Annotated in this window: 17 protein-coding genes and 3 tRNA genes; 17 read left to right on the top strand and 3 right to left on the bottom strand. The window is 58.3% G+C overall.

The window, feature by feature from the left end:
• Positions 1-208: 208 nt before the first annotated feature.
• The 3 genes from F1C16_RS05070 to F1C16_RS05060 are packed head-to-tail and all read left to right on the top strand — an operon-like array spanning position 209 to position 1,153.
• Positions 209-493 carry a hypothetical protein gene (locus F1C16_RS05070; RefSeq protein WP_185283267.1) on the top strand — a complete coding sequence of 95 codons (285 nt, stop codon included), beginning with the start codon at positions 209-211 and terminating at the stop codon, positions 491-493.
• A 29-nt stretch (positions 494-522) separates the two neighbouring features.
• Complete coding sequence (locus F1C16_RS05065) at positions 523-840, top strand: hypothetical protein (RefSeq protein WP_185283266.1); 318 nt, start codon at positions 523-525, stop codon at positions 838-840.
• A 7-nt stretch (positions 841-847) separates the two neighbouring features.
• A complete protein-coding gene (locus F1C16_RS05060) occupies positions 848-1,153 on the top strand; it encodes a hypothetical protein (protein ID WP_185283265.1) in 306 nt (101 codons plus the stop codon).
• Between the two features lie 576 nt (positions 1,154-1,729).
• Here the strand turns inward: F1C16_RS05060 and F1C16_RS05055 are convergent.
• From F1C16_RS05055 to F1C16_RS05045, 3 genes are all read right to left on the bottom strand, one after another.
• Positions 1,730-1,803, bottom strand: a tRNA-Arg gene (locus F1C16_RS05055).
• Between the two features lie 52 nt (positions 1,804-1,855).
• Positions 1,856-1,929, bottom strand: a tRNA-Pro gene (locus F1C16_RS05050).
• 102 nt (positions 1,930-2,031) lie between these two features.
• Positions 2,032-2,119, bottom strand: a tRNA-Ser gene (locus F1C16_RS05045).
• A 196-nt stretch (positions 2,120-2,315) separates the two neighbouring features.
• Between F1C16_RS05045 and F1C16_RS05040 the strand changes: the two genes are divergently transcribed.
• The 14 genes from F1C16_RS05040 (at position 2,316) to gltB (ending at position 25,100) form a co-directional block, all read left to right on the top strand.
• Complete coding sequence (locus tag F1C16_RS05040) at positions 2,316-3,287, top strand: VWA domain-containing protein (protein ID WP_185283264.1); 972 nt, start codon at positions 2,316-2,318, stop codon at positions 3,285-3,287.
• Positions 3,284-4,276: a tetratricopeptide repeat protein gene (locus F1C16_RS05035; RefSeq protein ID WP_185283263.1), complete on the top strand. Its 993-nt coding sequence runs from the start codon at positions 3,284-3,286 to the stop codon at positions 4,274-4,276. The genes F1C16_RS05040 and F1C16_RS05035 overlap by 4 nt, the downstream gene beginning before the upstream one ends.
• Positions 4,277-4,409: 133 nt before the next feature.
• On the top strand, positions 4,410-5,594 hold the full coding sequence (locus F1C16_RS05030) for an acetyl-CoA C-acyltransferase (protein WP_185283262.1): 1,185 nt from the start codon (positions 4,410-4,412) through the stop codon (positions 5,592-5,594).
• 172 nt (positions 5,595-5,766) lie between these two features.
• Positions 5,767-7,122: a sigma-54 dependent transcriptional regulator gene (locus F1C16_RS05025; RefSeq protein WP_185283261.1), complete on the top strand. Its 1,356-nt coding sequence runs from the start codon at positions 5,767-5,769 to the stop codon at positions 7,120-7,122.
• A 570-nt stretch (positions 7,123-7,692) separates the two neighbouring features.
• Entirely contained in the window at positions 7,693-7,803 is a 111-nt protein-coding gene (locus F1C16_RS05020; protein ID WP_195809197.1) for a potassium-transporting ATPase subunit F, read from the top strand.
• An 82-nt stretch (positions 7,804-7,885) separates the two neighbouring features.
• Positions 7,886-9,589: a potassium-transporting ATPase subunit KdpA gene (gene kdpA, locus F1C16_RS05015; protein ID WP_185283260.1), complete on the top strand. Its 1,704-nt coding sequence runs from the start codon at positions 7,886-7,888 to the stop codon at positions 9,587-9,589.
• A gap of 124 nt (positions 9,590-9,713) precedes the next feature.
• Positions 9,714-11,747 carry a potassium-transporting ATPase subunit KdpB gene (gene kdpB / locus F1C16_RS05010; protein ID WP_185283259.1) on the top strand — a complete coding sequence of 678 codons (2,034 nt, stop codon included), beginning with the start codon at positions 9,714-9,716 and terminating at the stop codon, positions 11,745-11,747.
• Between the two features lie 195 nt (positions 11,748-11,942).
• Positions 11,943-12,509, top strand: coding sequence for a potassium-transporting ATPase subunit KdpC (gene kdpC / locus F1C16_RS05005; protein ID WP_185283258.1), 567 nt, complete (start codon positions 11,943-11,945; stop codon positions 12,507-12,509).
• A gap of 215 nt (positions 12,510-12,724) precedes the next feature.
• On the top strand, positions 12,725-13,816 hold the full coding sequence (locus F1C16_RS05000) for a porin (protein ID WP_185283257.1): 1,092 nt from the start codon (positions 12,725-12,727) through the stop codon (positions 13,814-13,816).
• 25 nt (positions 13,817-13,841) lie between these two features.
• Positions 13,842-15,812 carry a KUP/HAK/KT family potassium transporter gene (locus F1C16_RS04995; protein ID WP_185283256.1) on the top strand — a complete coding sequence of 657 codons (1,971 nt, stop codon included), beginning with the start codon at positions 13,842-13,844 and terminating at the stop codon, positions 15,810-15,812.
• A 10-nt stretch (positions 15,813-15,822) separates the two neighbouring features.
• Positions 15,823-16,992, top strand: coding sequence for a sensor protein KdpD (locus F1C16_RS04990; RefSeq protein WP_185283255.1), 1,170 nt, complete (start codon positions 15,823-15,825; stop codon positions 16,990-16,992).
• 58 nt (positions 16,993-17,050) lie between these two features.
• Positions 17,051-18,835 (top strand): ATP-binding protein, encoded by a 1,785-nt coding sequence (locus F1C16_RS04985; protein WP_185283254.1) that lies wholly within the window; start codon positions 17,051-17,053, stop codon positions 18,833-18,835.
• A gap of 109 nt (positions 18,836-18,944) precedes the next feature.
• The gene (locus F1C16_RS04980) at positions 18,945-20,228 is read left to right on the top strand and encodes a hypothetical protein (RefSeq protein WP_185283253.1); all 1,284 of its coding nucleotides are present in this window, start codon (positions 18,945-18,947) and stop codon (positions 20,226-20,228) included.
• A 345-nt stretch (positions 20,229-20,573) separates the two neighbouring features.
• Complete coding sequence (gltB, locus tag F1C16_RS04975; protein ID WP_185283252.1) at positions 20,574-25,100, top strand: glutamate synthase large subunit; 4,527 nt, start codon at positions 20,574-20,576, stop codon at positions 25,098-25,100.
• Positions 25,101-25,302: the final 202 nt, after the last annotated feature.

Here is a 25,302-nt window from a genome sequence, read left to right as displayed (position 1 = left end):
CTTGACAGGCAGCGTTAAACACCAATATCTTTGCATCGTTGGTTTTAATAATCGACACAGACATATTGGATTTACGCTGGTACTCGCACTACTGGTTAATAAATAAAACAAGAAACACTTTTAATAGTGGCAGGCTTGGTTGGTTAGGACGTGCGAGGTCCGACCAGCTGAGCCTTTTCTTTTTCACAACACTTAATAATTCAACAAAATGAAAAAAGTAATCGGAGGCAAACTGTATAACACAGCAACAGCCACATTAGTAGCAGGAGATGATGCTTGGAATGGTCAAACCTATGGGAGTGATTTCAGCAAGGACTACCTCTATAAGACTCAAAAAGGCAATTTCTTTCTCTACCACACTACCAGAATGCAAGGTGAGACGGAATATATAAAGCCAGTTACTAAAGAAGAGGCAATGGAAATCTTTGAGGAAATGGATAACCAGCGTCTTGAATATGCTGAAGCGTTTGGAGTAGAACCACAGGAGGCATAAACCCAATTTTTAATAGAACTTCTCAGAATTTGAATTTCACCACACTCAATAAAAACATGAAACTATCACGAAAAGTAACAACACAAGAATTTGTACAAACAATCCGCCAACGTCTTGCAACTGGACAAAAAGTGACGGTGCGATATGGTGCGATTGATGGATATTTTCTGATATTCAAAGAGGACGAAAATACCAGTGTAATGCATCCCAGCCGCCAAGATTTTATGTGGTTCTTGGAGCAAATTAACGCTAAAGAAACAATGGAGGAAATTGATGACGAAACTGCAAAAGGCGGAAATCCTTGCATCGAATCAACACTTTACACGCTAGACAACAGACTTAACTAATAAGACCATGTACAGACTTACAGAAACCAGCCACGCAATTAAGTACATGCAGTATGTTAGAGAAAGACTGTCTGAGAATATAAGAACTTCAGCACAGTATTACGACTGCTTAGAAAGTGTTGAGGAATGTATTACACCAGAATCTTTACTACAGGCTTGGATAGATAGCTTTAATGCTGGTGAAACTGAGGCTGAAATGTTTGATGTTCGTGAGAAGGACGTAAAGGAGGCAAAGCGTTTATTCCTCAACATTGCTACTACTGAGATTGAGGATTATGTAGCTGGAAAACGTTTAGCTGAGCAGGAGGACTAAGACTATGTTTAATATCATCCTTCGCAACACGCTACTACTTGATAAGATGGTAGCCACAATGCCAAGTGCAGTAAAAGTCTACCACCACTCAGCACCAGACTTAGCCGACGCTATAGAGCAACTGTTCAATAGCAATGAGCATGTAGATTTTCTGTGTGACCCTCAGCACGAGTTTGTGGCATATTTTTCTAGCACGAAAGGAATCATGGTTAATCTCATGGACTAGACTCCTACTCTACCACCGACGATGCAACGAAACCGGCCATGAGTGCCGGTTTTTGCATTTATAGGCTCACCAGCGAACGTTTAGCCGACGTAGAAGGGAATCACATTAGCCAACGCCCGAACGTCAATCCTGAGAGACCACTTTCCCGACGTTGAAGCCAACATTCAAAAATATAACAAAAGATAGTTACCCTACTATTGGTCCTACTTTCCTAAAACATGGTCTTATAAAAACAGATAGTAAGACCAATTTCATCAAAAAAGTAAGACCATCTTTTAACCTATGCTCATCAAAAACCGCGTTTCCAGAGTATAGAGCAAGAAAAAGCCCCTCATTTCTGAGAGGCTACGTGACCCCGATGTGATTCGAACACATGACCGGCTGCTTAGAAGGCAGCTGCTCTATCCAGCTGAGCTACGGGACCAAAAACAAAAAGCCGGCCGTCCGGCTAGGCGGACGGCCGGCTTCAGCACGGGTCGGGGTGGCAGGATTCGAACCTGCGGCCTCCTGCTCCCAAAGCAGGCGCGATACCGGGCTACGCTACACCCCGAAAAACAATTAAGAATTATGAATTAATAATTAGCAATTAAAATCGGCTCTGGTAGACCAAATGATTTTTAATTATTAATTCATAATTCTTAACTACAAACAGCGGAGAGAGGGGGATTCGAACCCCCGGTAGCCTTTAGAGCTACGGCAGTTTAGCAAACTACTGGTTTCAGCCACTCACCCATCTCTCCAGAAGACGGCTATTCCGTCTGATTGGTGCGCAAATATACGACTGGAATGGAGAAATCAAGCATTTTCAAAAAATATCTTCCTCGCGGCGGCGTTGTCGGAAAGGCCGTGCTACCTGGCAAGAGCTATATTTGCCAGTATGAGTAACGTGAGGGCAACCCCTTATCAAATGAGACCCAACGGCTTGGGCAAAATTCAATGAATTGGGCCTACCCTCTTGGCTGGCCCGAACTGACGGCGCTGCTGGTCTTTCTTTTTTTATACATGGGCTACGCCGTGCGTACGTGGCGCCTAGCCGCCCCGCTCCAACAGCGCGGTTGGCGGCTGGCGTGGAAGCTGGTGCTGCGCCTCACGTATTTCAGCTTGCTGCTGGTGGCGCTGCTAGGTCCAGCCTATGGACTCACCCAACAGCCCGTACGCACGGCCGGCAAAGATGTATGGCTGCTACTCGATGTGTCGCGCTCCATGGATGCGCCCGACGTGTCGCCTACCCGCCTGCTAAAGGCGCGGGCCGAGCTGAGCGAATTGATCAACCGGTTTCAAGCTGACCGTATTGGGTTGGTGGTATTTGCGGCTGATGCTTACGTGCAGTGTCCGCTGACGTATGACCAGAGCGCGTTGCAGCTGTTTGTGAATACCATCCAGACGAATTTGCTGCCTGCTGGCACTACGGATCTGGCGCCGGCGTTGGACTTGGTGCTGGCCCGGCTAAGTGCCACGCCCCAGCCCGCGGGAAGCCCGCCCCGGGCCACGGCATTGGTGCTGGTGAGCGACGGCGAGGATTTCGGGGAAAACCTGGAGCCCACGGTGCGCCAGCTGACCCGCTCGGGCGCCCGACTGTTTACTGTGGGGGTAGGCACGCCCGAAGGGAGCCGCATTCCGCGCAAAGGCGGATACGTGCGCGACGCAAATGGCCGCGACGCTATTACGCGTCTGGAGCCTAAAACGCTGCGCCGCTTGGCAGAACAAACCGGCGGGCAGTATTTTGAGTTAACGGATCAGCGCAACGAGTTTCCGCTGCTCGTGAATGCCCTAAACCGGGTGGAAGGCCAGGCCGAGCAGGTACGTACCGTGTCGGTGGCTGACAACCGCTACCGCTACCCCCTGGCCCTGGCGCTATTGCTTTTGGGGGTTGATATCTTGCTGACTGTGAAAATAATTCGTCCGTGAAAATCTTTGCTCTGTTGCTGGTTTTGTTGCTCAGTGGAGCCGGTGGGCTAGATCAACTCACTCGCATTCATCATCGCAACGTGGCCGTGCAGGAGGCGCAAGCAGCCTACGCCCGGCAGGATTTTGCGGCGGCGGCGCGCGCCTACCAGGCGGCCGTGGTGCAGTATGGCGCTACGGAAGATGCCATCATTCTGAACCTGGCGCATTCTTGCCTGCGGGCCGGCCAGTCGGCGCTGGCGCGCGCTTACTACGGCCAACTGCTAGACAGCCCTACCCGCACCGTGCGCAGCGTGGCGCAGCAGCAGCTGGCGCTGTTGGCCAGTCAGCGCGGCGAGTATGCTCAGGCAGTGAGGTTGCTGCGCCAAGCGCTGCTTGCCTCTCCTACCAATGCGGATGCCCGTTATAATTATGAGTTGCTCCGCGATTATCTGGCTCGTCGGCAGCAGTCGCCGGACATACCGCCGCCGGCTGTGCCTCCTACTGCCCCGGCTCCCAAAAAGCCTACCCCACCTCAGGAGCAACAGCAGCAGCAACGCCAGGCAGACACCGGACAGCAAGGCCAGCGCAACGACCCTACCTTACCCGACGACCCGCGTAATGCACCCCAGCCCCGCGCCGACCAGCAGGGTCAGCCCAACGCCAACCAACCCGATGCAGCGCCCGGCTCCGCAGCGCGGGGCGGTTTTCGGCCGGGTGGCGGCACCCGGCGCGAGGTAGCCACGGGCAACGCACCGGGTACTGTGCGCGGCCTCAGCAACGACGAAACCGGCCCTACCGCACGTCAGGGCGCTAGCCGGCGAGCCGGCACCGACCTGGCCACCGACGAATCCCAATTGCAGACCCAACGCGCCCGCTTGGAGCAGATGAACCTCAGCCCCGACAAAGCACGACAGCTCCTGAACGCGTTGGGCGCCGCCGAACAGCAATATTTGCAGCAGATTCCGCACAAAGCAGAAAAGAAACCCGATTCCGACAAACCAGCGTGGTGATTGTTGATAGGTTGATTCTTGATGTGGCGATGTACGAATCAATTTTCGACACATTAATTAGTTAGCATATCAACTCATTTAAGAATCAACACGTCAATAATCACCACATTAAATCCCACCCCACCCTTTTGTTATGCAAATCAAAGACGTAGTAATTGTAGCCGCTGTTCGTACTCCTATTGGTAGTTTCGGCGGTAGTCTGTCCTCTCTCTCGGCTACGGAGTTGGGCGGTATTGCCCTCAAAGGGGCCTTGGATAAAGCCGGTGTATCGCCTGATCAAGTACAGCAGGTGATTATGGGCAACGTGATTTCGGCCAATTTGGGTCAGGCGCCCGCCCGCCAGGCGGCCCGCAACGCCGGCCTCCCCGACACGGTGGAGTGCACCACTGTGAACAAAGTGTGCGCTTCGGGCACCAAAGCCATTATGTACGGTGCACAGGCTATTATGCTGGGTCAGGCCGACGTGGTGCTGGCTGGCGGCATGGAAAGCATGAGCAACGTGCCGTACTACCTCGACAAAGCGCGTTTTGGAGCGAAGTATGGTCATGGCCAGATGATTGACGGCCTGGTGCGCGACGGCCTCTGGGACCCCTACCACGACTACGCGATGGGCAACGCGGCCGAAAACACGGCCAAGGAAATGGGCTTCACCCGCGAGCAGCAGGATGAGTTTGCCATTGAGTCGTACACCCGTAGCGCCAAAGCGGCCCAGGAAGGCAAGAAAAAAGACGAGATTGTGCCCGTGACTATCACCAGCCGAGGCAAGACCACGGTGGTAGAAGACGATGAGGAATACCTCAAAGTAGACTTTGCGAAACTGCCCGGCCTGAAGCCTGCGTTCCTGAAAGACGGCGGCACCGTAACGGCCGCCAACGCTTCTACCCTCAACGACGGCGCCGCCGCCGTGCTACTCATGAGCCGCGAAAAGGCCGAGGAGCTGGGCGTAACGCCCCTGGCCCGCATCCGCGGTTTCGCCGATGCCGAGCAGGCGCCGGAGTGGTTTACTACCTCGCCTTCTTTAGCTATTCCGAAAGCGCTGAAGCACGCCGGCGTAGATGCGTCGGAGGTTGATTTCTACGAGATTAACGAGGCGTTTTCGGTAGTTTCGCTGGCAAATAATAAGCTGCTGAACCTGGAAGGCACCAAGGTAAACGTGTACGGCGGCGCTGTAAGCTTAGGCCACCCGCTGGGCGCCAGCGGCGCCCGCATCGTGACGACGCTGGTGAATGTGCTGCACCAGGAAGGCGGTAAAATCGGCGTAACCGGCATCTGCAACGGCGGCGGTGGGGCAAGTAGCATAGTGATTGAGCGGTTGTAGTCGATTAGCTGACGCCAGACCGTCATGCTGAGCTTGTCGAGGAATCTCGCGTGCTGACGACAGATAGTATCTCACATCAGCACGCGAGATTCCTCGACAAGCTCAGCATGACGGTCTTATTTTTTTCAAACCAACCTTAGCAACAATGGGCGCGTGCTACGCGCCCCTACTTATGCCTACTGGAACCATTCTGCTCATCGACGACGAAGCCGTGCTGCGCCAGGCCATTGCCCGCACTTTGGAGCTAGAAGGATACACCGTGCGCCAAGCCCCCGATGCTAAGCGCGGCCTGGAGGAGCTGCGCGCCCACGCCGAGGAGGTGCTGGTAGTGCTGTCGGACGTGAAGCTACCCGACGGTCGCGGCCTCGACCTGCTACCCCGCTACCGCGCCTTGGCGCCCCTGGCCGAGGTGGTGCTCATGACCGCCTACGGCACCATTGCCGACGGCGTGCGGTCCATGAAGGAAGGCGCCTTCGACTACCTCACCAAGGGCGACGCCGACGACCAGCTGGTGGTGGTGGTAGACCGCGCCGCCGACAAAGCGCGCCTGCAACACCGCGTGGCTACGCTGGAAAAAAAGATAGGCACGCAGTACAGTTTCGACTCGATGATTGGGCACGCGCCGGCTTTGGAACAGGCCAAAACCGTAGCGCAGCAAGTGGCCCTCACAGATGCTACCGTGCTCCTGGAAGGCCCTACCGGCGCGGGCAAGGAATTGTTTGCCCAAGCCATCCACCAGGGTAGTCCGCGACGGGGCAAGCCGTTTGTGGCTGTCAACTGCTCGGCTTTTCCGAAGGATTTGCTGGAATCGGAGCTGTTTGGGTACAAGAAAGGTGCTTTCACGGGGGCGCTGACTGACAAGAAAGGCCAGATGGAAGAAGCCAGCGGTGGCACTCTGTTTCTGGATGAGATTGGGGAGCTGGAAGCCGGCGCCCAAGCCAAGCTGCTGCGCGCCCTCGAAACGCAGGAATTCACCAAGCTCGGCGACAGCAAGCCTACCCGCGTGAACGTGCGCCTAGTGGCTGCCACCAACCGCAACCTGCGCCAGGAAGCCGCCGACGGTCATTTCCGCCCCGATTTGTACTACCGCCTGTCAGTCGTCACGATTCAGGTGCCAGCCCTGAGTGCCCGCCGCGCCGACGTGCCGGCGCTGGTGACGCACTTTGCCCGGCAGTTTGCGGTCAAGCTGCGCCGCCAGCCCTTAGAAATCAGACCTGAAGCCATGCAGGCGCTGGCAGCCTACCCCTGGCCGGGCAACGTGCGCGAGCTAAAGAATGTGCTGGAGCGCGCCTCCATTCTTACCCCGCCAAACCATGCCCTTGCCGTGGATGACCTGCCACTGGAAATTCAGCTGGCCATCACCACCAACGCCCCTACCCCCGACGACCCGCGCAGCCTGCGCAACGCCGAAAAGCAGCATATCCAGCGCGTGATGGTGGAAGCGGGCGGCAACAAGGCCGAGGCGGCGCGGGTACTGGGCATCGCGCACACCACGCTCTACCGTAAGTTGCAGGAATACGGGTTGTAAGAAATTTGCCTTGCGTCCGAACGATGTAGAGACGCATACTTGCGTCTCGTCGTTGAACGATGCAAGCGGCGGACGTTCACCAATGAGAATTTGCGCCTGGACGGTGTAGAGACGCATATTTGCGTCTCGTCGTCCGCGCCGTGTGGCCGATATCGGTCAACGACGAGACGCAAATATGCGTCTCTACACCGTTCAGGCGCTTCTAAGATTTCGTTCAGCTGTTCGCGGCCACGCCTTACCCGGCGGGGCCGCACGCGTTTAGCGGTAATCAACTCTGTTCAGCCACTAGCATTTCGCACACCGGACTAGCAAAACGCTAGTCCGGTGTCCTTCTTTATGGGGTAGCAGGATCTGCGCATTTTATTTTTTATTACTGCATATCAGCTAGTTATATATCAACTACACAAGAATCTATGGTGGTAGGGCTGGGAATTGCTCACTGGTTGGCATCACCAATACAAGCAAAAAGCATATGTCTACTCCCCTGCTTCTGCCGCTCCTTATGGCTACTGGTTGCGCCGGCTTCTGGCTGTTCTACCGTTCCATTTCCTTTTTCGAGCGCATCTGAAGGTGCGTTCTGACTTCTATCGCTACCCTACCATGATGCTTGCCCTGCTCCTGCTTTCTCTGGCCACTTTCGCCTACCTCAGCTACGTGCTACTGAAGCCAGAAAAATTCTAGCTGCGAGTTGCCGGCTGTGAGCTGCGCGTCATCCACGCTAGGTCTCACCCCGACAACTACCACTTGACAACTACCCACTACAATGACTATCGAACTTCTCGGCATCCTCCTGATAATGGGTGCCACGATGCTGCTGGCGGTGCCGCTGGGGCGCTACCTGGCCACCATCTACCGCGGCGATACAAGCTGGTCGGATTTTCTAGCGCCGCTGGAGCGCTTGCTGTTTCGCCTGGCTGGCATCGACCCTACCCGCGAAATGCGCTGGCAGCAGCATTTGCTGGCGCTGCTCACCATCAACCTGCTGTGGTTCTTCTGGGCGATGCTGGTGCTGACCACCCAAGGCAGCCTACCCCTCAACCCCGACCACAACCCCTCAATGCCCGCCGATCAGGCCTTTAATACGGCCATATCGTTTCTGGTGAACTGCAACTTGCAGCACTACTCCGGCGAGTCGGGCGTGACGTACTTCTCGCAGGTGTTCTGCCTGATGTTTCTGCAATTCGTGACGGCCGGCACGGGCATGGCGGCGTGCGTGGTGGTGTTCAACGCCCTGCGCGAAGGCACCACGGAAAAGCTCGGCAACTTCTACAACTACTTCGTGAAAAGCATCACGCGGGTGCTGCTGCCCCTGTCGTTGGCGCTGGCGCTGGTGCTGGTATTCCAGGGCACGCCCATGACGTGGGAGGGTAAAATGTCCCTCGTAACGGTGCAGGGCGACACCACGGCGGTGAGCCGCGGGCCGGCCGCTGCCCTCATCGGCATCAAGCAGTTGGGTACGAATGGCGGCGGTTTTTTCGGCGTCAACTCGGCCCACCCCCTCGAAAACCCTACCTACCTTACCAACGCCCTGGAAAACATGGGCATCCTGCTCATTCCGATGGCCATGGCCTTGGCCCTGGGGTATTACCTGCGCCGCCCGCGCCTGGGTTGGATGGTGTTTGGGGTGATGACAGCGGGTTACCTGCTACTCCAACTCCCTACCCTCTACCTGGAAATGCACGGCAACCCCGCCCTCACCGCCATGGGCGTCGACCAAAGCCAGGGTGCGCTGGAAGGCAAGGAGATGCGCCTGGGTGCGCCGGCCTCGGCGCTATGGGCCATCAGCACCACCGTCACCAGCAACGGCTCCGTGAATGCCATGCACGACTCGCTGATGCCACTCTCCGGTATGAACACGCTGCTGGGCATGATGACCAACTCCTTTTATGGGGGTGTGGGGGTAGGCTTCCTGAACTTCTTCGTGTTCATCATCGTGGCCGTGTTTATCTCGGGGCTGCTGGTGGGGCGCACACCTGAGTTATTGGGCAAGAAGGTGGAAGCCCGCGAGATGAAAATTGCCGTCATCATTGCGCTACTGCACCCGCTGCTGATTCTGGCCGGCACGGCCCTCACGGCCTACCTCTATGCCCGTAGCCCCGCGGATTACGCCGGCTGGCTGGCTAACCCCGGCTACCACGGCTTTTCGGAAATGCTCTACGAATTCACATCCTCGGCTGCCAACAACGGCTCGGGTTTCGAGGGGCTGGGCGACAACACGCCCTGGTGGAATATCTCCACCGGCGTGGTGCTGCTGCTGGCGCGCTACCTACCCATCATCGGGCCGGTGGCTATTGCCGGCCTGCTGGCCGCCAAGAAGTACACGCCCGAATCGGCCGGCACGCTCCGCCTCGACACGGCCACGTTCGGCCTGATGGTCTTCTTCGTCATCTGGATTATCGCCGCCCTGGCCTTCTTCCCGGCCCTGGCGCTGGGGCCACTGGCCGAGCACGTTTCAATTGGCTATTAGCTGCTGGCTGTTAGCTGTCAGCTTTCCTTCTAGCAACAAGCTACCCAATTCTCAACTGTCACTAGCTTCTGTTTTTTCTATTAAAAGCTAATAGCCTACAGCTATCAGCTAACAGCTTAATAATATGTCTTCTCTCTTTCAACCCGCGCTGGTAGCGGAGGCTACCAAGCAAGCCTTCGTGAAGCTCAACCCGCGCACGATGTTCCGCAACCCGGTGATGTTCACTGTGGAACTGGGCACGGTGGTGATGCTCGTTGTCACGCTGGGTCTGCTGTTTCGGCCCGATGCGAGCCAGGGTAGCTTCGGCTACAACTTCACGGTATTTGTGGTGCTGCTGCTCACGTTGCTGTTCGCCAACTTTGCCGAAGCCATTGCCGAAGCACGCGGCAAGGCCCAGGCCAACTCCCTGCGCAAAACCCGCCAGGACACGCCCGCCCGCCTGCGCCTCGACAACGGCAGCTTTCAGCAAATCAGCTCGGCGCAACTTCAAAAAGGCCAGATTTTCGTGGTGGAAGCCGGCGAAATCATCCCTACCGATGGGGAGATTGTAGAGGGCCTGGCTACCATCGACGAGTCGGCCATTACGGGCGAGTCGGCACCGGTGATACGCGAGGCCGGCGGCGACAAGTCCAGCGTAACGGGCGGTACCACGGTGCTGTCGGACCGCATTGTGGTGCTGGTGACTACGGCCCCCGGCGAGTCGTTTCTCGATAAGATGATTGCCTTGGTGGAAGGCGCTTCGCGGCAGAAAACGCCCAACGAAATTGCCCTTACCATCCTACTGGCTGGCTTCACGCTGGTGTTCATCATTGTGTGCGTCACGCTGAGCCCATTTGCCGATTACGCCCAGACGCCCATCGCCATTTCGGCTTTCATTGCGCTGTTTGTGTGCCTGATTCCGACTACCATTGGCGGGCTGCTCTCGGCCATTGGTATTGCGGGCATGGACCGCGCCTTGCGCGCCAACGTCATCACCAAGAGCGGCAAAGCCGTGGAAACGGCCGGCGACATCGACGTGCTGCTGCTCGACAAAACCGGCACCATCACCATCGGCAACCGCAAGGCCACCCACTTCTGGCCCGCACCGGGGGTAGACGCCCGGCAGTTCATAGAAGGCGCCACCGTCTCGTCGCTCACCGACGAAACGCCCGAGGGCAAGAGCATTGTGGCCCTGGCCCGCGAGCAGCAGATCAGCCCCGAGCAGTTGCAAGGCAGGCTGGAAGGCGCCGAACTAATCCGCTTCACGGCCGAAACCCGCAGCAGCGGCGTGACTCTCCCCGACGGCACGCGCATCCGCAAGGGCGCCGCCGACGCCATCCGTCAGCTCACCGAAAAAGCCGGCCACCCCTACCCCGCGGAAGTAGCCGAACGGGTGCAGGCCGTATCCGCCAACGGAGGTACGCCGCTGGTCGTCAGCCAAAACGACCAGGTACTGGGCGTGGTGGAGTTGCAAGACATCATCAAGCCCGGCATTCAGGAGCGGTTTGCGCGCCTGCGGGCCATGGGCATCAAAACGGTGATGGTAACCGGCGACAACCCCCTCACGGCCAAGTTCATTGCGGAGAAAGCCGGTGTTGATGACTTCATTGCCGAGGCCAAGCCCGAGGACAAGATGCAGTACATCCGTGCCGAGCAGCAGCAAGGTAGGCTGGTAGCCATGATGGGCGACGGCACCAACGACGCCCCCGCCCTGGCCCAGGCCGACGTGGGGGTAGCCATGAACAGCGGCACCCAGGCCGCCAAGGAAGCCGGCAACATGGTCGACCTCGACAACGACCCTACCAAACTCATTGAGGTAGTGGAGATTGGTAAGCAGCTGCTAATGACGCGCGGCACGCTCACCACCTTCAGCATCGCCAACGATGTGGCCAAGTACTTCGCCATTGTGCCGGCCTTGTTCATGACGGCCATTCCGGCCCTGGGCGCGCTCAACGTGATGGGGCTGCACTCCCCGCAGTCGGCCATTCTGTCGGCCGTGATTTTCAACGCCCTCATCATTCCGGCCCTGGTGCCGCTGGCCCTGCAAGGCGTGGCCTACAAACCCCTAGGCGCGGCGGCGCTGCTGCGCCGCAACCTGCTGGTGTACGGGGTAGGTGGCGTGGTAGTCCCGTTCGTCGGCATCAAGCTGATTGACCTGGTGGTCGGGCTTTTTGTGTAGTCAAAGAACATGAATTAAGACCGTCATGCTGAGCGGAGGCGCAGCCGTAGTCGAAGCATCTCTACCGCAGCGCTAATTATTTGAAAATAAGAACGTCATGCTAATCCGCCTTCGCATCGCTTAAGTAGTTCGAACGAAGCGGTAGAGATGCTTCGACAAGCTCAGCATGACAGTTACTAGCAAACATTAACAACCATGAAAACGCATTTGCTTCCTGCTTTCCGTCTCACGCTGGTACTCCTTATTGTATGCTGCGTACTCTACCCGGCCGTGGTATGGGCCGTAGCTCAAGCCGCTCCCGGCCACGGGCAGGGCGTACAGGTGTCGCATAAGGGCCGCGTGGTGGGCTTCGCCAACGTAGGCCAGAAGTTTGACCGGCCCGAGTATTTCAACTCGCGCCCCTCGGCCGTAGACTACCACGCCGACGGCTCGGGCGGATCCAATAAAGGTCCCAGCAACCCCGAGTACCTATCCACGGTACGCACCCGCGTAAGCGAGTTTCTGCGCCAGAACCCTACCCAGCAAGGCTCAGTACCCGCCGAGCTAGTGACGGCCAGCGGCTCCGGCCTCGACCCGCACCTCTCGCCGGCCGGCGCCTATGCTCAGGTAGGGCGCATTGCCCGCCTGCGCAACCTACCCGAAGCCCGCGTGCGGGCGCTGGTAGCAGCCCATATTCACGAGCCGCTGGTGGTATTTTTCGGCCCGGCCACGGTGAACGTGCTGGAGCTGAACCTAGCGCTGGACTCACTAGCTAACCGGTAGTTTATAATACATACGTTGACCTCACCCCCCGGCCCCCTCTCCTCGGGGAGAGGGGGAGCCTGACAAAAAGAGGGATGAGGGTATGAATAGTCTTTCCTACCCTCCCTCTTGCCACAACAACCTCTTACCCCAACAATGGTCTCCCCCTCTCCCCGAGGAGAGGGGGCCGGGGGGTGAGGTCACTTCACGCGCCTTATCTTGCGCAAAATCACCCCATGAAACACGTTGCATTGCTGGTGGCTGCGGCCCTAATCGGCCCCGCCGCACTGGCTCAAACAGATACCACCCAGGCCACGCCTACGCTTACCCCTCTCACCTTCTACGGTTTCGTGGATGGCTATTACGGCTACGATTTCAACCACGCCGCCACCCACGACCGACCCGCGTTCCTCTATTCCCACGACCGCCAGAACGAGTTTACCATCAACCAGGCACTGGTGGGCGTGCGCTACAACAACGACCGGGTACGCGGGGCCGTGGGGCTGCACGCGGGCACCTACGTGAGTGCCAACTATGCCGCCGAAGACCAGGTGCTCAAGCACGTATTCGAGGCGTACGCAGGCTTCCGGCCGTTTGCCAAAGCCTGGCTCGATGTGGGCATCTTCGGCTCGCACATTGGGTTTGAGTCGGCGTTGAGCAAGGACAACTGGACGCTGACCCGCTCGCTGATGGCCGAAAACTCACCGTATTACGAGTCGGGGGCCCGCTTCACCTACGAGGTGGCTCCGCAGCTCACGCTCACGGGCCTGGTGCTCAACGGTTGGCAGAACATCCGCGAAACCAACCAAGCCAAGGCCCTGGGCACCCAAATTCAGTGGAAAATCACGGACAAGCTGCTTCTCAACAGCAGCACGTTCTACGGCAACGAGCAGCCCCAGGACTCCGTTATCCGCCGCCGCTACTTCCACGATTTCTACCTCACCTACGCCGCTACCAGCCGCCTGAGCGTGGCGGGCGTGTTTGATGTGGGCAAGCAGCAGAGCCAGGGTCGCCGCGGCTACGACACGTGGCATACCGGCGCGGCCTTCGTGAAATACCAGCTCAGCGACCAATTTTCCACTACCCTGCGCGGCGAGTACTACTATGCCGAGCGTGGGGTGTTCATCAACAACATCACGCCGGCCCGCACCGACGTGGATTTCCGCACCAGCGGCGGCTCCCTCAACCTCGACTACCTGCCTACCCCCAACGTGGCCGTGCGGGTAGAGGGCCGCTACCTGCGCGCCCGCAACGCCATTTTTCAGCACGACGACGGTTTTAGCCGCAACTACGGCAACCTGACCACCAGCGTGGCGCTGTCGTTCTAAGCGGCGGACAATCCGCTACCTTCTCATGAGCACTGCTGTTTCCCCCGTCGTCTCCCCCTCTGCTACTACTTCCGTGCACGAGCGCGTGACGGCGGCGGGCTTGCTGGTGGCGCTGGGCATTGTGTACGGCGACATTGGCACTTCGCCGCTGTACACTGTGCGGGGCGTATTTGTGAGCCAGCCCGTGACGGAGGCTGTGGTACTGGGCACAATCTCCTGCGTCATCTGGACGCTCACGCTGCTGACCACGGTGAAGTATGTGCTCATTGCGCTACGGGCCGATAACCACGGCGAGGGCGGCATTCTGGCGCTGTACGCCCGCTTGCGGCAGTTGCCGGTACGGCGGCTCTACCTCCCGGCCATTGTGGGGGCGGCGGCCCTGCTGGCCGATGGCATCATTACGCCGCCTATTTCCGTGGCATCGGCCATAGAAGGACTGCGCATCCTGAAACCCGACCTGAACACGGTGCCTATTGTGGTAGCCATTCTGGTGGCCTTGTTTGCGTTTCAACAATTTGGCACCCAAATCATTGGCAAGCTGTTCGGGCCGGTAATGGCGCTGTTTTTCTCGATGCTGGCTGTGCTAGGCGTGGTGCATCTGGTACAGGAGCCCAGCATTTTACGTGCATTCAGTCCGCACTACGCCTTGGCTATGATTACGCAGGTGCCCGGCGCGTTCTGGCTGCTGGGCTCCATCTTCCTGTGCAGCACCGGGGCCGAGGCGCTGTACGCCGACATGGGCCACGTGGGTAGGCGCAACATCTACGGCTCCTGGACTTTCGTCAAAACGTGCCTGATTCTCAACTACCTAGGGCAAGGCGCGTGGCTGCTGCGCCACCTGGGGCCACCGTTGGGCGAACAAAATCTGTTCTTTTTGCTGCTACCCCAGTGGGCGCTACTACCCGCCATCGGGCTGTGCACGCTGGCTACCATCATTGCATCACAGGCCCTGATTTCGGGCTCGTTTACGCTCGTGATAGAGGCGTTGCGGCTGCACTTTTGGCCCAAGGTACGGGTGCAGTACCCTACCGAGCTGCGCGGCCAGGCCTACGTGCCCAGCCTGAACTGGCTGCTCTGCGCCGGCTGCGTGGGCGTGGTGCTCTACTTCCGCGAGTCGGGCCGGATGGAGGCCGCGTTTGGGCTGGCCGTTACCGTCACCATGCTCATGACCACCGTGTTGCTTGCCTATTATCTGCGCCTGCGCCGCACGGCCGTTGGCTGGATTGTGACGCTGATTGGCACGTATCTCCTTATTGAAGGCTCATTTTTGATAGCCAACCTGGCCAAGTTTGCTCACGGCGGCTGGTTGAGCGTGCTGCTGGCCGTGGTGTTGCTGCTGGTGATGCTGAGCTGGATAGCCGGCCAACGGATTCGCAACGAGCTGACCGAGTTTACGGGTCTGGCGGAGTGGGTACCCCTGCTCCGCCAGCTCAGCAACGACCATTCGGTGCCCAAATACGCTACCCATTTGGTATACCTCACTAAATCGGAAAACCCTGATTTGGTAGAGAACGGGGTGATTCACAGCATCTTCAAGAAGCGCCCTAAGCGGGCCGATGTGTACTACCTGGTGCACGTGACGACGACCGACGAGCCGTATACGCGTCGCTACCACGTTACGCACGTGCTGCCCAACGAGCTGGTTCGCATCGACTTTTACCTGGGCTTCCGCGTTGATCATGCCCTGAACTACATGTTCCGCCAGGTGGTAACCGAGCTGGTGCAGCGGCGCGAGGTCGATATCACGTCGCGCTTCGAGTCGCTACGGGGGCAGGATGTAACCGGCGATTTTCAGTTTATCATCCTCAACAAAACCCTACCCTACCAGTACCTGCTGCGCGGTTGGCAGCGCATGGCCCTGCGCCTGCACGGGTGGCTGAAGCGGCTGGGCGCATCCGAAACCGAAAGCTTCGGCCTCGACAATAGCACTTTTACCGTGGAAAACGTGCCGCTGCACATGCCGCCGCGCCCCGAGCTACACCTCACCCGCGACTAATCTTTCTCCGATGACCAGCACCGAGCAAGCCCTGCGCGATACGTCTGCCGAGCGGTTTCTGCACCTTGTGCAGGCCAAGCGCCGCGGTACCCTGAAGGTGTACCTGGGCCTGGCCGCTGGGGTAGGCAAAACCTACCGCATGCTGCAAGAAGCCCACGACCTGCACCAGCACGGCGTGGATGTGCTGCTGGGCTACATCGAAACGCACCAGCGCGCCGGCACCGTGGCCCAGCTGCGCAACGTGCCTCTGCTGCCGCGCAAGCAGCTGTTCTACAAAGGCAAGGCACTGGAAGAAATGGACCTGGAAGCCATTGTGCAGCGCCGCCCGCAGGTGGTGGTGGTGGATGAGCTGGCCCACACCAATGTGCCCGGCTCGCGCCACGAAAAGCGTTGGCAGGACGTGGAATACCTGGTGCAGCAGGGTATTTCGGTAATTACGGCCGTGAACGTGCAGCACCTGGAAAGCCTGCACGACCAGGTGCTGCGCATCACGGGCACCGACGTGACCGAGCGCATTCCTGACCGCCTCCTGAGGCAGGCCGACGAGGTGGTGAACGTGGACCTGACCGTGGGTGAACTGCGCACCCGCCTGGAGGAAGGCCGCATCTACCACGCCGCCAAAATACCCACTGCCCTCAACGGCTTTTTTCAGGCCGAAAATCTGTTGCAGCTCCGGCGCTTGGCCGTGCGCGAGGTAGCGCAGCTACTGGGCCAGCAGGTGGCTTCCGATGCCGGCGGCGCGCCCGCCGTGGCCGCCCCCCGCCGCACCGACGACCGGCTGCTGGCCTGCATCAACTCCAACGAGCGCGCTGCCCGCGAAATCATCCGCAAAACCTCGCGCCTGGCCGATCAGCTGGGCGCGGCCGTGTGGTACGTGCTTTACGTGCAAACTGCCCGCGAAACCGCCGACCGCATCGGGCTAGCTACCCAGCGGCACCTATTGAAAAACCTACAGCTAGCTACCGAGCTGGGCGCGCAGATTTTGCGGGTGAAGGACAATGACGTGGTAGGCGCCATTCGGCAAGTGGCGCAGGAAAAAAACGCTACCCTGCTGGTGTGCGGCATCACCGGCGAAAAAGGATTGTGGGAGCAGGTCAGTCGGCGTAGCGTGACGCACGACTTGCTCCGCGCGGTGGCCCGCACCACCCCTACCCTCGACGTGTATTTGGTAACGTATTGACGACAGCATTGCGCGTCGTGCGCCGCACGACCAAACCGACTTCCCGAACAGCTTCATCATGAATCTTAAAACGAAAATCAACCTGGGCTTTTTGGCGATGCTGCTGCTCGTGCTCAGCATTGGGGGATATGCGTGGTATTCGCTGCGCCAGCTCGACCGTAGCTCCCGCGATGCCCTCACGGCCAACGTATACTCTCTGGAGCTAGGCCACCGCATGCTCCGCAGCCTCGACCAGCTGGCTGGGCAGCCCATCCAAGACACCACCGGTACCGCCCAGCTGATGAATCTGGTGCAGCAGGAGGCCCGCAACGTGACCGAGCCCGGCGAGCAGCAGGTAGCCGATGCGCTAGTGCGTGGCACGCAACAGTTAGTGCGAACCCAACAGGCTGCGCAAAATGGTCAATTGCAATCAGCTGCCGCATCTCCCTTGGTGGAGCTACGGGCGCTTACCTACCGCGTCATTTCCCTGAACACGGAGGCGCTTACCCGCAAAACGGAAGCCGCCAACCAACGCACCGACCGGTCCAATCGTAACCTGTTAGTGTTCATCACCTTAGCCACATTGCTGGCGCTGGCACTGGCGAGCAGCGTGCCCGAAATAGCCGTGCAGCCTCTGCGCAAGCTCACGGCCGCGCTGGGCCACGCCACCGAGCGCAACTTTTCGGCCACCATTCCGCAGGAAAGTCGCGACGAGTTTGGGCAGGTAGCGCGGGCCTTCAACCAGATGCTGGCCCAACTGCGCGAGTACCGCACCTCCACCACCGCCGAGCTGATTACGGAGCGCAACCGCGCCGCCAGCATCGTAGACACCCTGGACGAAGGCCTGTTGCTGCTCGACGAAAACCGGCGGATTCTGCTGGCCAACCCCGTGATGTGCGAACTGCTGGCCCTACCCGCCACCCGGCTCGTGGGCCAGTCGGCGACTCAGATGCGCCTCGAAAACGATTTGCTGCACACGCTCCTCCTACCTCTGGATGCGCCCAACCAGGCTGCGGCCGTGGCGGCAGCTCCTCTGCTGCACATTGCCCAGCGCGGCGAGGAAGCGTTTTATCAGCTGGCCGCGCAAGACCTCGTTTCTTATAATGAGGCCACCGACAAAACCGAGTTGGTAGGCCAAATGCTGACCCTGCGCAACGTATCGGATTTCAAAAAGCTGGATCAGGTGAAGTCTGATTTCTTAGCTACGGTGTCGCACGAGTTGAAAACGCCCCTATCGAGCATCAACCTGAACGCCCGCCTGCTTCAGGATGAGCGCCTACCCGCCGACGAGCGCCAGCGCGTAACCACCCACATCCGCCAGGAAACCCAGCGGCTGCAACGTATGGTGGCCGAGTTGCTAGCCGTGTCGCGCCTCGATGCCGGGGCCGGCATTCAGCTTGATATGCGCCCTACTAGCCTGGCCGAAATCGTAGCTTACGCCACCGATACCGTGCGTCCTCAGCTCACTGACAAAAAGCTCCGGCTAGAGTTGGAACTGCCGCCTACCCTCCCCGCCGTGCGTGCCGACGTGGAAAAGACCACTTGGGTGCTCATTAACTTACTTGCCAACGCCATTCGCTATTCGCCTAGTGAAGAAGTACTGACCGTAACTGCCACCGCCACCGGCGGCTTTGTGCAGGTGCAGGTAGTGGACCATGGCCCTGGCATTGCCGCCGAACACCACGAGCGCATCTTCCAGCGCTTCGCCCAGATTCCGGACAAAGCAGGATACCGGGGTGGCTCGGGCCTGGGTCTGAGCATCGCCCGCGAGTTCATTACTACCCAGGGCGGGCGGCTGTGGGTGGAGAGCGAATTGGGCAGCGGCAGCCGATTCTGTTTCACGTTGCCGGTGGTGACTGGGTAGCCCGCGCACGCGCAAGCGGCACGTAGAAATAGCATAGACTTATTTTATTTGTTTACCCTGTTTCCAATAACTTTGTTTTATAATTATTTTCATTTCACCTCTTTTACCAATGCCCAGATTATTACCGTTTTTCTTGCTTTTATTAACGCTTTTTGCTTGTCAAAAAGAAGATGATGCGGATGAGCCAAAAAGCTACTCCGACAAAATTGTATTGCAGGATTTAGTGTTGGCCGGCGACTCTATTAAACTGACTTGGTCCAAATTGGAAGATGCTACCCTAAAGGAATACCGAGTAGTGCGACGTGAGGAAACAAATGGACCAGAAAGTATTTTAAATCGTTTTTATCCTCCTTCCGGCTCCTCACTGGCGACCGGATTTACGGATGACGCCGTGCCGTATGTACCTACCCTCGAATACCAGGTGGTGGGCGTATTGACCTCCGGACAGACGGTTACCAGCAACATCGTTACACACAAGCGCCCGGAGATTAAAATTATCAATGCCGTTCCGTTTGATGTTCAGTTTGACAGTCAGCGAAGAGTATTATATTTTTTCGAGAATGACGGCAAAATATCACAATATGATCTTGCCAAAAGTCAAGTAACCAAATCCATTAAAACCGATGCCACTATCGGGTACTGCGATTTTGCTACCTACAACGGCACGCCGGAGCTGTATGTGCCGCGCAACGATGGCTGGATTTTTATCTATAATGCAGAGACGCTAGACAAGATTGATCAGCTTAACGTCGGCTCGCCGGCTACGTGCGTGGTAGCCAATCATGACCTGCTATTTGTAGCGGCCAACAACTCGTCTTGGCCGTATCGTCCTGTTCAAGTATACAGCCGGGCCTCTAAAACGCTGGTATCGCAGAGCACCTATTATACCAGCGGTAACCCGCGCCTCAAGCGTATTCCCAACACGGACACTGAGTTGCTGAGCATAGGCAGCAGCAACCAGCAGTACTACAGTTTTTCTCCAAAAGGCGATTTACTCAACCAGTCTCAAGGCTATTACAGCAATTATCCGCTGGATGCCAACATCCTCGAGCTGTTTCCCTCGAGCCGAAAGTACTTGTCGTCTTCGTCGGGCGTTATCTATTCTATTTCCCAGGGCTACGAGGCAAGCCTACCGAAGGGGAATCTGGCCTACACCAGTTTCCTTATTGATGCCGCCGAGCGATATATCTACGCAGGCACTAGCACCAAAAGCGTGGAGGTGTACACCAACAATAACTACGTGCAAACACGCTCCATCAAAACGAAAGCCTACCCGTACCGCTTGTTCCAGGATGGTAGCAACGGCCTACTATGCATCAGCAGCACCACACCAAGTGCGAGTATTTACTATTATAATACGCCGAGTAAATTTGTAATAGAGCAGCTGCGGTAGCCCTAGCTCCAAGGCCTTACGCACGCCACGCCACGCACCCTGAGGAATACGCAGGGTTGCGTGGCGTTTTTTTTAGTTACTGCTGTTACGCAGCGTCGTCGTTCCGGGAGCGCGCGAGAGCAGTTGACGGGCGCAACTGGAGGATGAGCAGCAGTATCTTCATCATGCTAAGAGCACTTATAACTGAAGCATCATTTTATCGAAAAAACCCATTTTTATTGAAAATAATATAAATAATACCACTAAAACAAGCTACCCGTATGGCAAATCGAACATTTTGTTATAACTTAAATTTTTAGCTAGGCTGCACTACTTCTGGTTGCGGTATCAGGCTATTCTTTCGCGATGAAACTTACCGGTGACAACCAGCAGGGACTGTACCGTCCGGAATTCGAACACGACTCCTGCGGCACGGGCTTTATAACGGCCATTGACGGACAAAAATCCCATCAAACCATCTCCGATGCCCTCACCATGCTCGAGAACATGGAGCACCGAGGCGCCTGTGGCTGCGATTCCGACTCGGGCGATGGGGCGGGCATTTTGTTCCAGCTCCCGCACGAGTTTTTGCTCGATGAATGCATTGACCAGGCCGTGCGCCTACCCGAGCCGGGCCAGTATGGGGTAGGCATGCTGTTCCTACCCAAGCGCATTGCCACCTACGCCGCCTGCAAAACTATTATTACAGAAGTAGCTGCCCAATTGGGCGTGCCGGTGCTGGGTTCTCGCAAAGTGCCCGTCAACCCGGCCGGTATCGGCGAAACGGCGCTTTCGGCCGAGCCGCACGTGGAGCAGGTGTTCTTTGGCCGCCCCACCGGCTTAGCCACCGACGACGATTTTGAGCGCAAGCTCTACGTGCTGCGCCGCGCCATCAACAAGCGCGTGAACGAGACGGTGGATTTGGGCAACGAGACATTCTACTTCACCTCGCTTTCCTGCCGCGTCATTGTCTATAAAGGTCAGCTCACCACCTACCAGGTGCGCTCCTACTACCCCGACCTGTCGGATGCGCGGGTGGTATCGGCGTTTGGCATGGTGCACTCGCGCTTCTCTACCAACACCTTCCCTAGCTGGAAGCTGGCCCAGCCCTTCCGAATGCTGGCCCACAACGGCGAAATCAACACGCTGACCGGCAACCTGAACTGGTTCTACGCCGGCCTGCGCTCCATCTCCTCGGCCTACTTCACGCCGGAGGAAATGGAATTGCTGTTGCCCGTTATCGATAACAACCAGTCGGACTCGGCTTGCCTGGATAACATCATTGAGATTCTGCTGCACTCGGGCCGCTCCCTACCCCAGGTGATGACCATGCTGGTGCCCGAGGCCTGGGATGGCAATGACCAGATGGACGCGCTGAAAAAAGCGTACTACGAGTTCAACGCTACCCTGATGGCGCCCTGGGACGGCCCCGCCGCCCTCACCTTCACCGACGGCCACATCATCGGCTCGATGCTGGACCGCAACGGCCTGCGCCCTTTGCGCTACACCATTACCAATGATAACCGCATTATTGTAGCCTCCGAGGCTGGCGTACTGGATATTCCGGCGCACACTGTTGTGCGCAAGGGCCGCTTGCAGCCGGGCAAGATGCTGCTGGTAGATATCGAAGCCGGCCGCATCATCACCGACGAGGAAATCAAGCACCACATTGCCAGCCGGCAACCCTACGGGCAATGGCTGGAAAACTATAAAATCCGGCTGGAGGAGCTGCCCGAGCCGCGCCTGGCTTTCACTGGCCTCAACGCGGAGGCTGTGTTCAAATACCATCAAGTGTTTGGGTACAGCCGGGAGGACATCGACACGCTCATTAAGCCAATGGCCCTGGAAGCCAAGGAACCCATTGGCTCGATGGGTACCGATGTGCCGCTGGCGGTACTCTCGGACCGGCCGCAACACTTGAGCAGCTACTTCAAGCAGTTCTTTGCCCAGGTAACCAACCCACCTATCGACCCCATCCGGGAGCGGTTGGTGATGAGCCTGGCGACCTTCATGGGTAACAACGGCAACATCCTGGACGAGGACAAGATGCACTGCCACTGCGTGGCCCTGCAACAGCCGGTGCTCACCAACACCGAGCTGGAAAAGCTGCGCAGCATCGATACGGGCATGTTCAATGCCAAGACCCTGCAAACCTACTTCCGCGCTGATGGCAAGCCCGGTTCCTTGGAGGCTGGTTTGGCCCGCTTGTGCCGCTATGCCGAGGACGCGGTGGAGGACGGCTTTGAAGTGCTGATTCTGTCTGACCGCGCCCTGGACTCGGAGCACGCCGCCATTCCGTCGCTGCTAGCCGTGTCGGCCGTGCACCACCACCTGATTCGGAAGGGCTACCGCGGGGCCGTGGGCCTGGTAGTGGAAGCCGGCGACGTGTGGGAAGTGCACCACTTTGCCTGTTTGCTGGCTTTCGGCGCCACGGCCATCAACCCCTACTTGGCGCTGGCCACCATCAAGACCATGCAGGCCGCGGGGCAGTTTGAAACGAAGCTGGACGCGCCCGCGCTGGTGAAAAACTACATCAAGGCGGTGTGCGATGGGTTGCTCAAGATCTTCTCCAAGATGGGCATCTCTACCCTGCAATCGTACCACGGCGCGCAGGTGTTCGAGATTCTGGGCCTCAACCAGGAGGTAGTAGACCGCTACTTCTGCGGCGCCGTAACGCGCATTGGTGGCCTGGGCCTTGATGAAATTGCTCGCGAAACCCTCTACAAGCACCACCACGGTTTCCACGACAACTCGCCCGAGCAGGTGCGCTTGCTACCCGAGGGCGGCCTCTACCAGTGGAAGCGTCGGGGCGAAGCGCACTTGTTCAACCCTCAAACGGTGCACCTGTTGCAATACGCCACCCGCACCGACGACTACAAGACGTACCAGAAGTACGCCCGTCTCATCAACGAGCAGACCGAAAAGGCCTTCACCATTCGGGGCTTGTTGCACTTTGCCAAGCACCGCAACGCCGTGCCGCTGAGTGAGGTAGAGCCGGCTGAAAGCATTATGCACCGCTTTGCTACCGGCGCCATGTCGTTTGGCTCCATTTCGCACGAGGCGCACAGCACGCTGGCTATTGCCATGAATCGCATTGGCGGCAAGAGCAACACCGGCGAGGGTGGCGAGGACCCCATGCGCTACGAAAAGATGGCCAACGGCGACTCCATGCGCTCGGCCATCAAGCAGATTGCCTCGGCCCGCTTCGGCGTGACGGCGCACTACCTCACCAACGCCGACGAGTTGCAAATCAAGATGGCGCAGGGTGCCAAGCCCGGCGAGGGCGGCCAGCTGCCCGGCCATAAGGTAGACGAGTGGATTGCCAAGACGCGCCACTCCACGCCGGGGGTAGGGCTGATTTCGCCCCCGCCCCACCACGACATCTATTCTATTGAGGACTTAGCCCAGTTGATCTTCGACCTGAAGAACGCCAACCGCGCCGCCCGCATCAACGTGAAGCTGGTGAGCAAGGCAGGGGTAGGCACCATTGCCGCCGGGGTGGCCAAGGCCCACGCCGACGCCATCCTGATTGCCGGCTACGACGGCGGCACGGGCGCCTCGCCCATCAGCTCTATCAAGCACGCCGGCCTACCCTGGGAGTTGGGCCTGGCCGAAGCGCACCAGACCCTGGTGCGCAACCGCCTGCGCAGCCGCGTAGTGCTGCAAGCCGACGGCCAGGTGAAAACCGGCCGCGACCTGGCCGTGGCAGCTCTGCTGGGCGCCGAGGAATGGGGCGTGGCCACGGCCGCCCTCATTGCCGGTGGCTGCGTGATGATGCGCAAATGCCACCTCAACACCTGCCCCGTAGGGATTGCCACCCAAGACCCCGAGCTGCGCAAGCTGTTCACCGGTCAGGCCGACCATATCGTGAACCTGTTTCGGTTTATGACCGAGGAATTGCGCGAGATTATGGCCGAATTGGGCTTCCGCACGGTGAACGAGATGATTGGCAAGGTGCAGTACCTGAAAGTGCGCGATGACATCGACCACTGGAAGGCTCGTACCATCGACCTGTCGGGTATGTTGCAGTTGGTGTTGAACCCTGGCGGCGGCACCCTCTACAACAGCGAAACCCAAGACCACGGCCTCGACAATATCCTGGATTGGCAGTTGCTGGAGCACGCCCAACCAGCCCTAGAAGGGCGCGAGCCGGTATTTGCAACCTTCCCGGTCAAGAACACCGACCGCACCCTGGGCACGCTGCTTTCCAACGAAATTACCAAGCGCTACCACGCCGCCGGCCTCCCCGAAAACACCCTCAACTACAAGTTCACTGGCTCGGCCGGGCAGAGCTTCGGTGCGTTCTGCGTGAAGGGCCTGGCGTTTGAACTGGAAGGTGAGGCCAACGACTACGTGGGCAAAGGCCTGAGCGGTGCTCAGCTCACCATCTACCCCGACAAGAACAGCGGCTTTGTGCCGGAGCAGAACATCCTGATCGGCAACGTGGCGTTGTACGGCGCTACCAGCGGCGAGCTGTTTGTGCGCGGGCAAGCCGGCGAGCGGTTTGCGGTGCGCAACTCCGGCGCCACCGCCGTGGTGGAAGGGGTAGGCGACCACGGCTGTGAGTATATGACCGGTGGCCGCGCCCTTATTTTGGGCAAAACTGGCCGCAACTTCGCGGCCGGCATGAGCGGCGGCATTGCCTGGGTGTACGACGAAGACGGCACCTTCCGCGAGAACTGCAACATGGAAATGGTGGAGTTGGAGGGCCTCGACACCGAGGATGAGGACCACATCCAGACGCTGCTGCGCAAGCACCAGCACCTCACTGGCAGCCAGCTGGCGGCCTACCTGCTGGGCAACTGGCAGGAAGCCGCCGGCAAGTTCCGCAAGGTGTTCCCTGTGGAGTATAAGAAGGTGCTGAAAATGGCCAAATACGAACCCGCGCGGTAGGGGCGCCTTGCAGGCGCCCGTCGTGCTGGTGTTCACCCCACCCCCCGGCCCCCTCCCCTCCGGGAGAGGGGGAGCTAGCCGACGAAATATTACATAGTGAATGGTAAATGCTCGTTGAGCAGCATTCAATACAATACTTAAGTACTCAGAAAGCCCTATCGCCTGGCACCCCCTCTCCCGGAGGGGAGGGGGCCGGGGGGTG

It is taken from the genome of Hymenobacter sp. NBH84, from assembly GCF_014217645.1.
Taxonomy (GTDB): domain Bacteria; phylum Bacteroidota; class Bacteroidia; order Cytophagales; family Hymenobacteraceae; genus Hymenobacter; species Hymenobacter profundi.
Note: the sequence above shows the minus strand (reverse complement) of the source record. Positions and strands in the feature narration are given on the sequence as shown.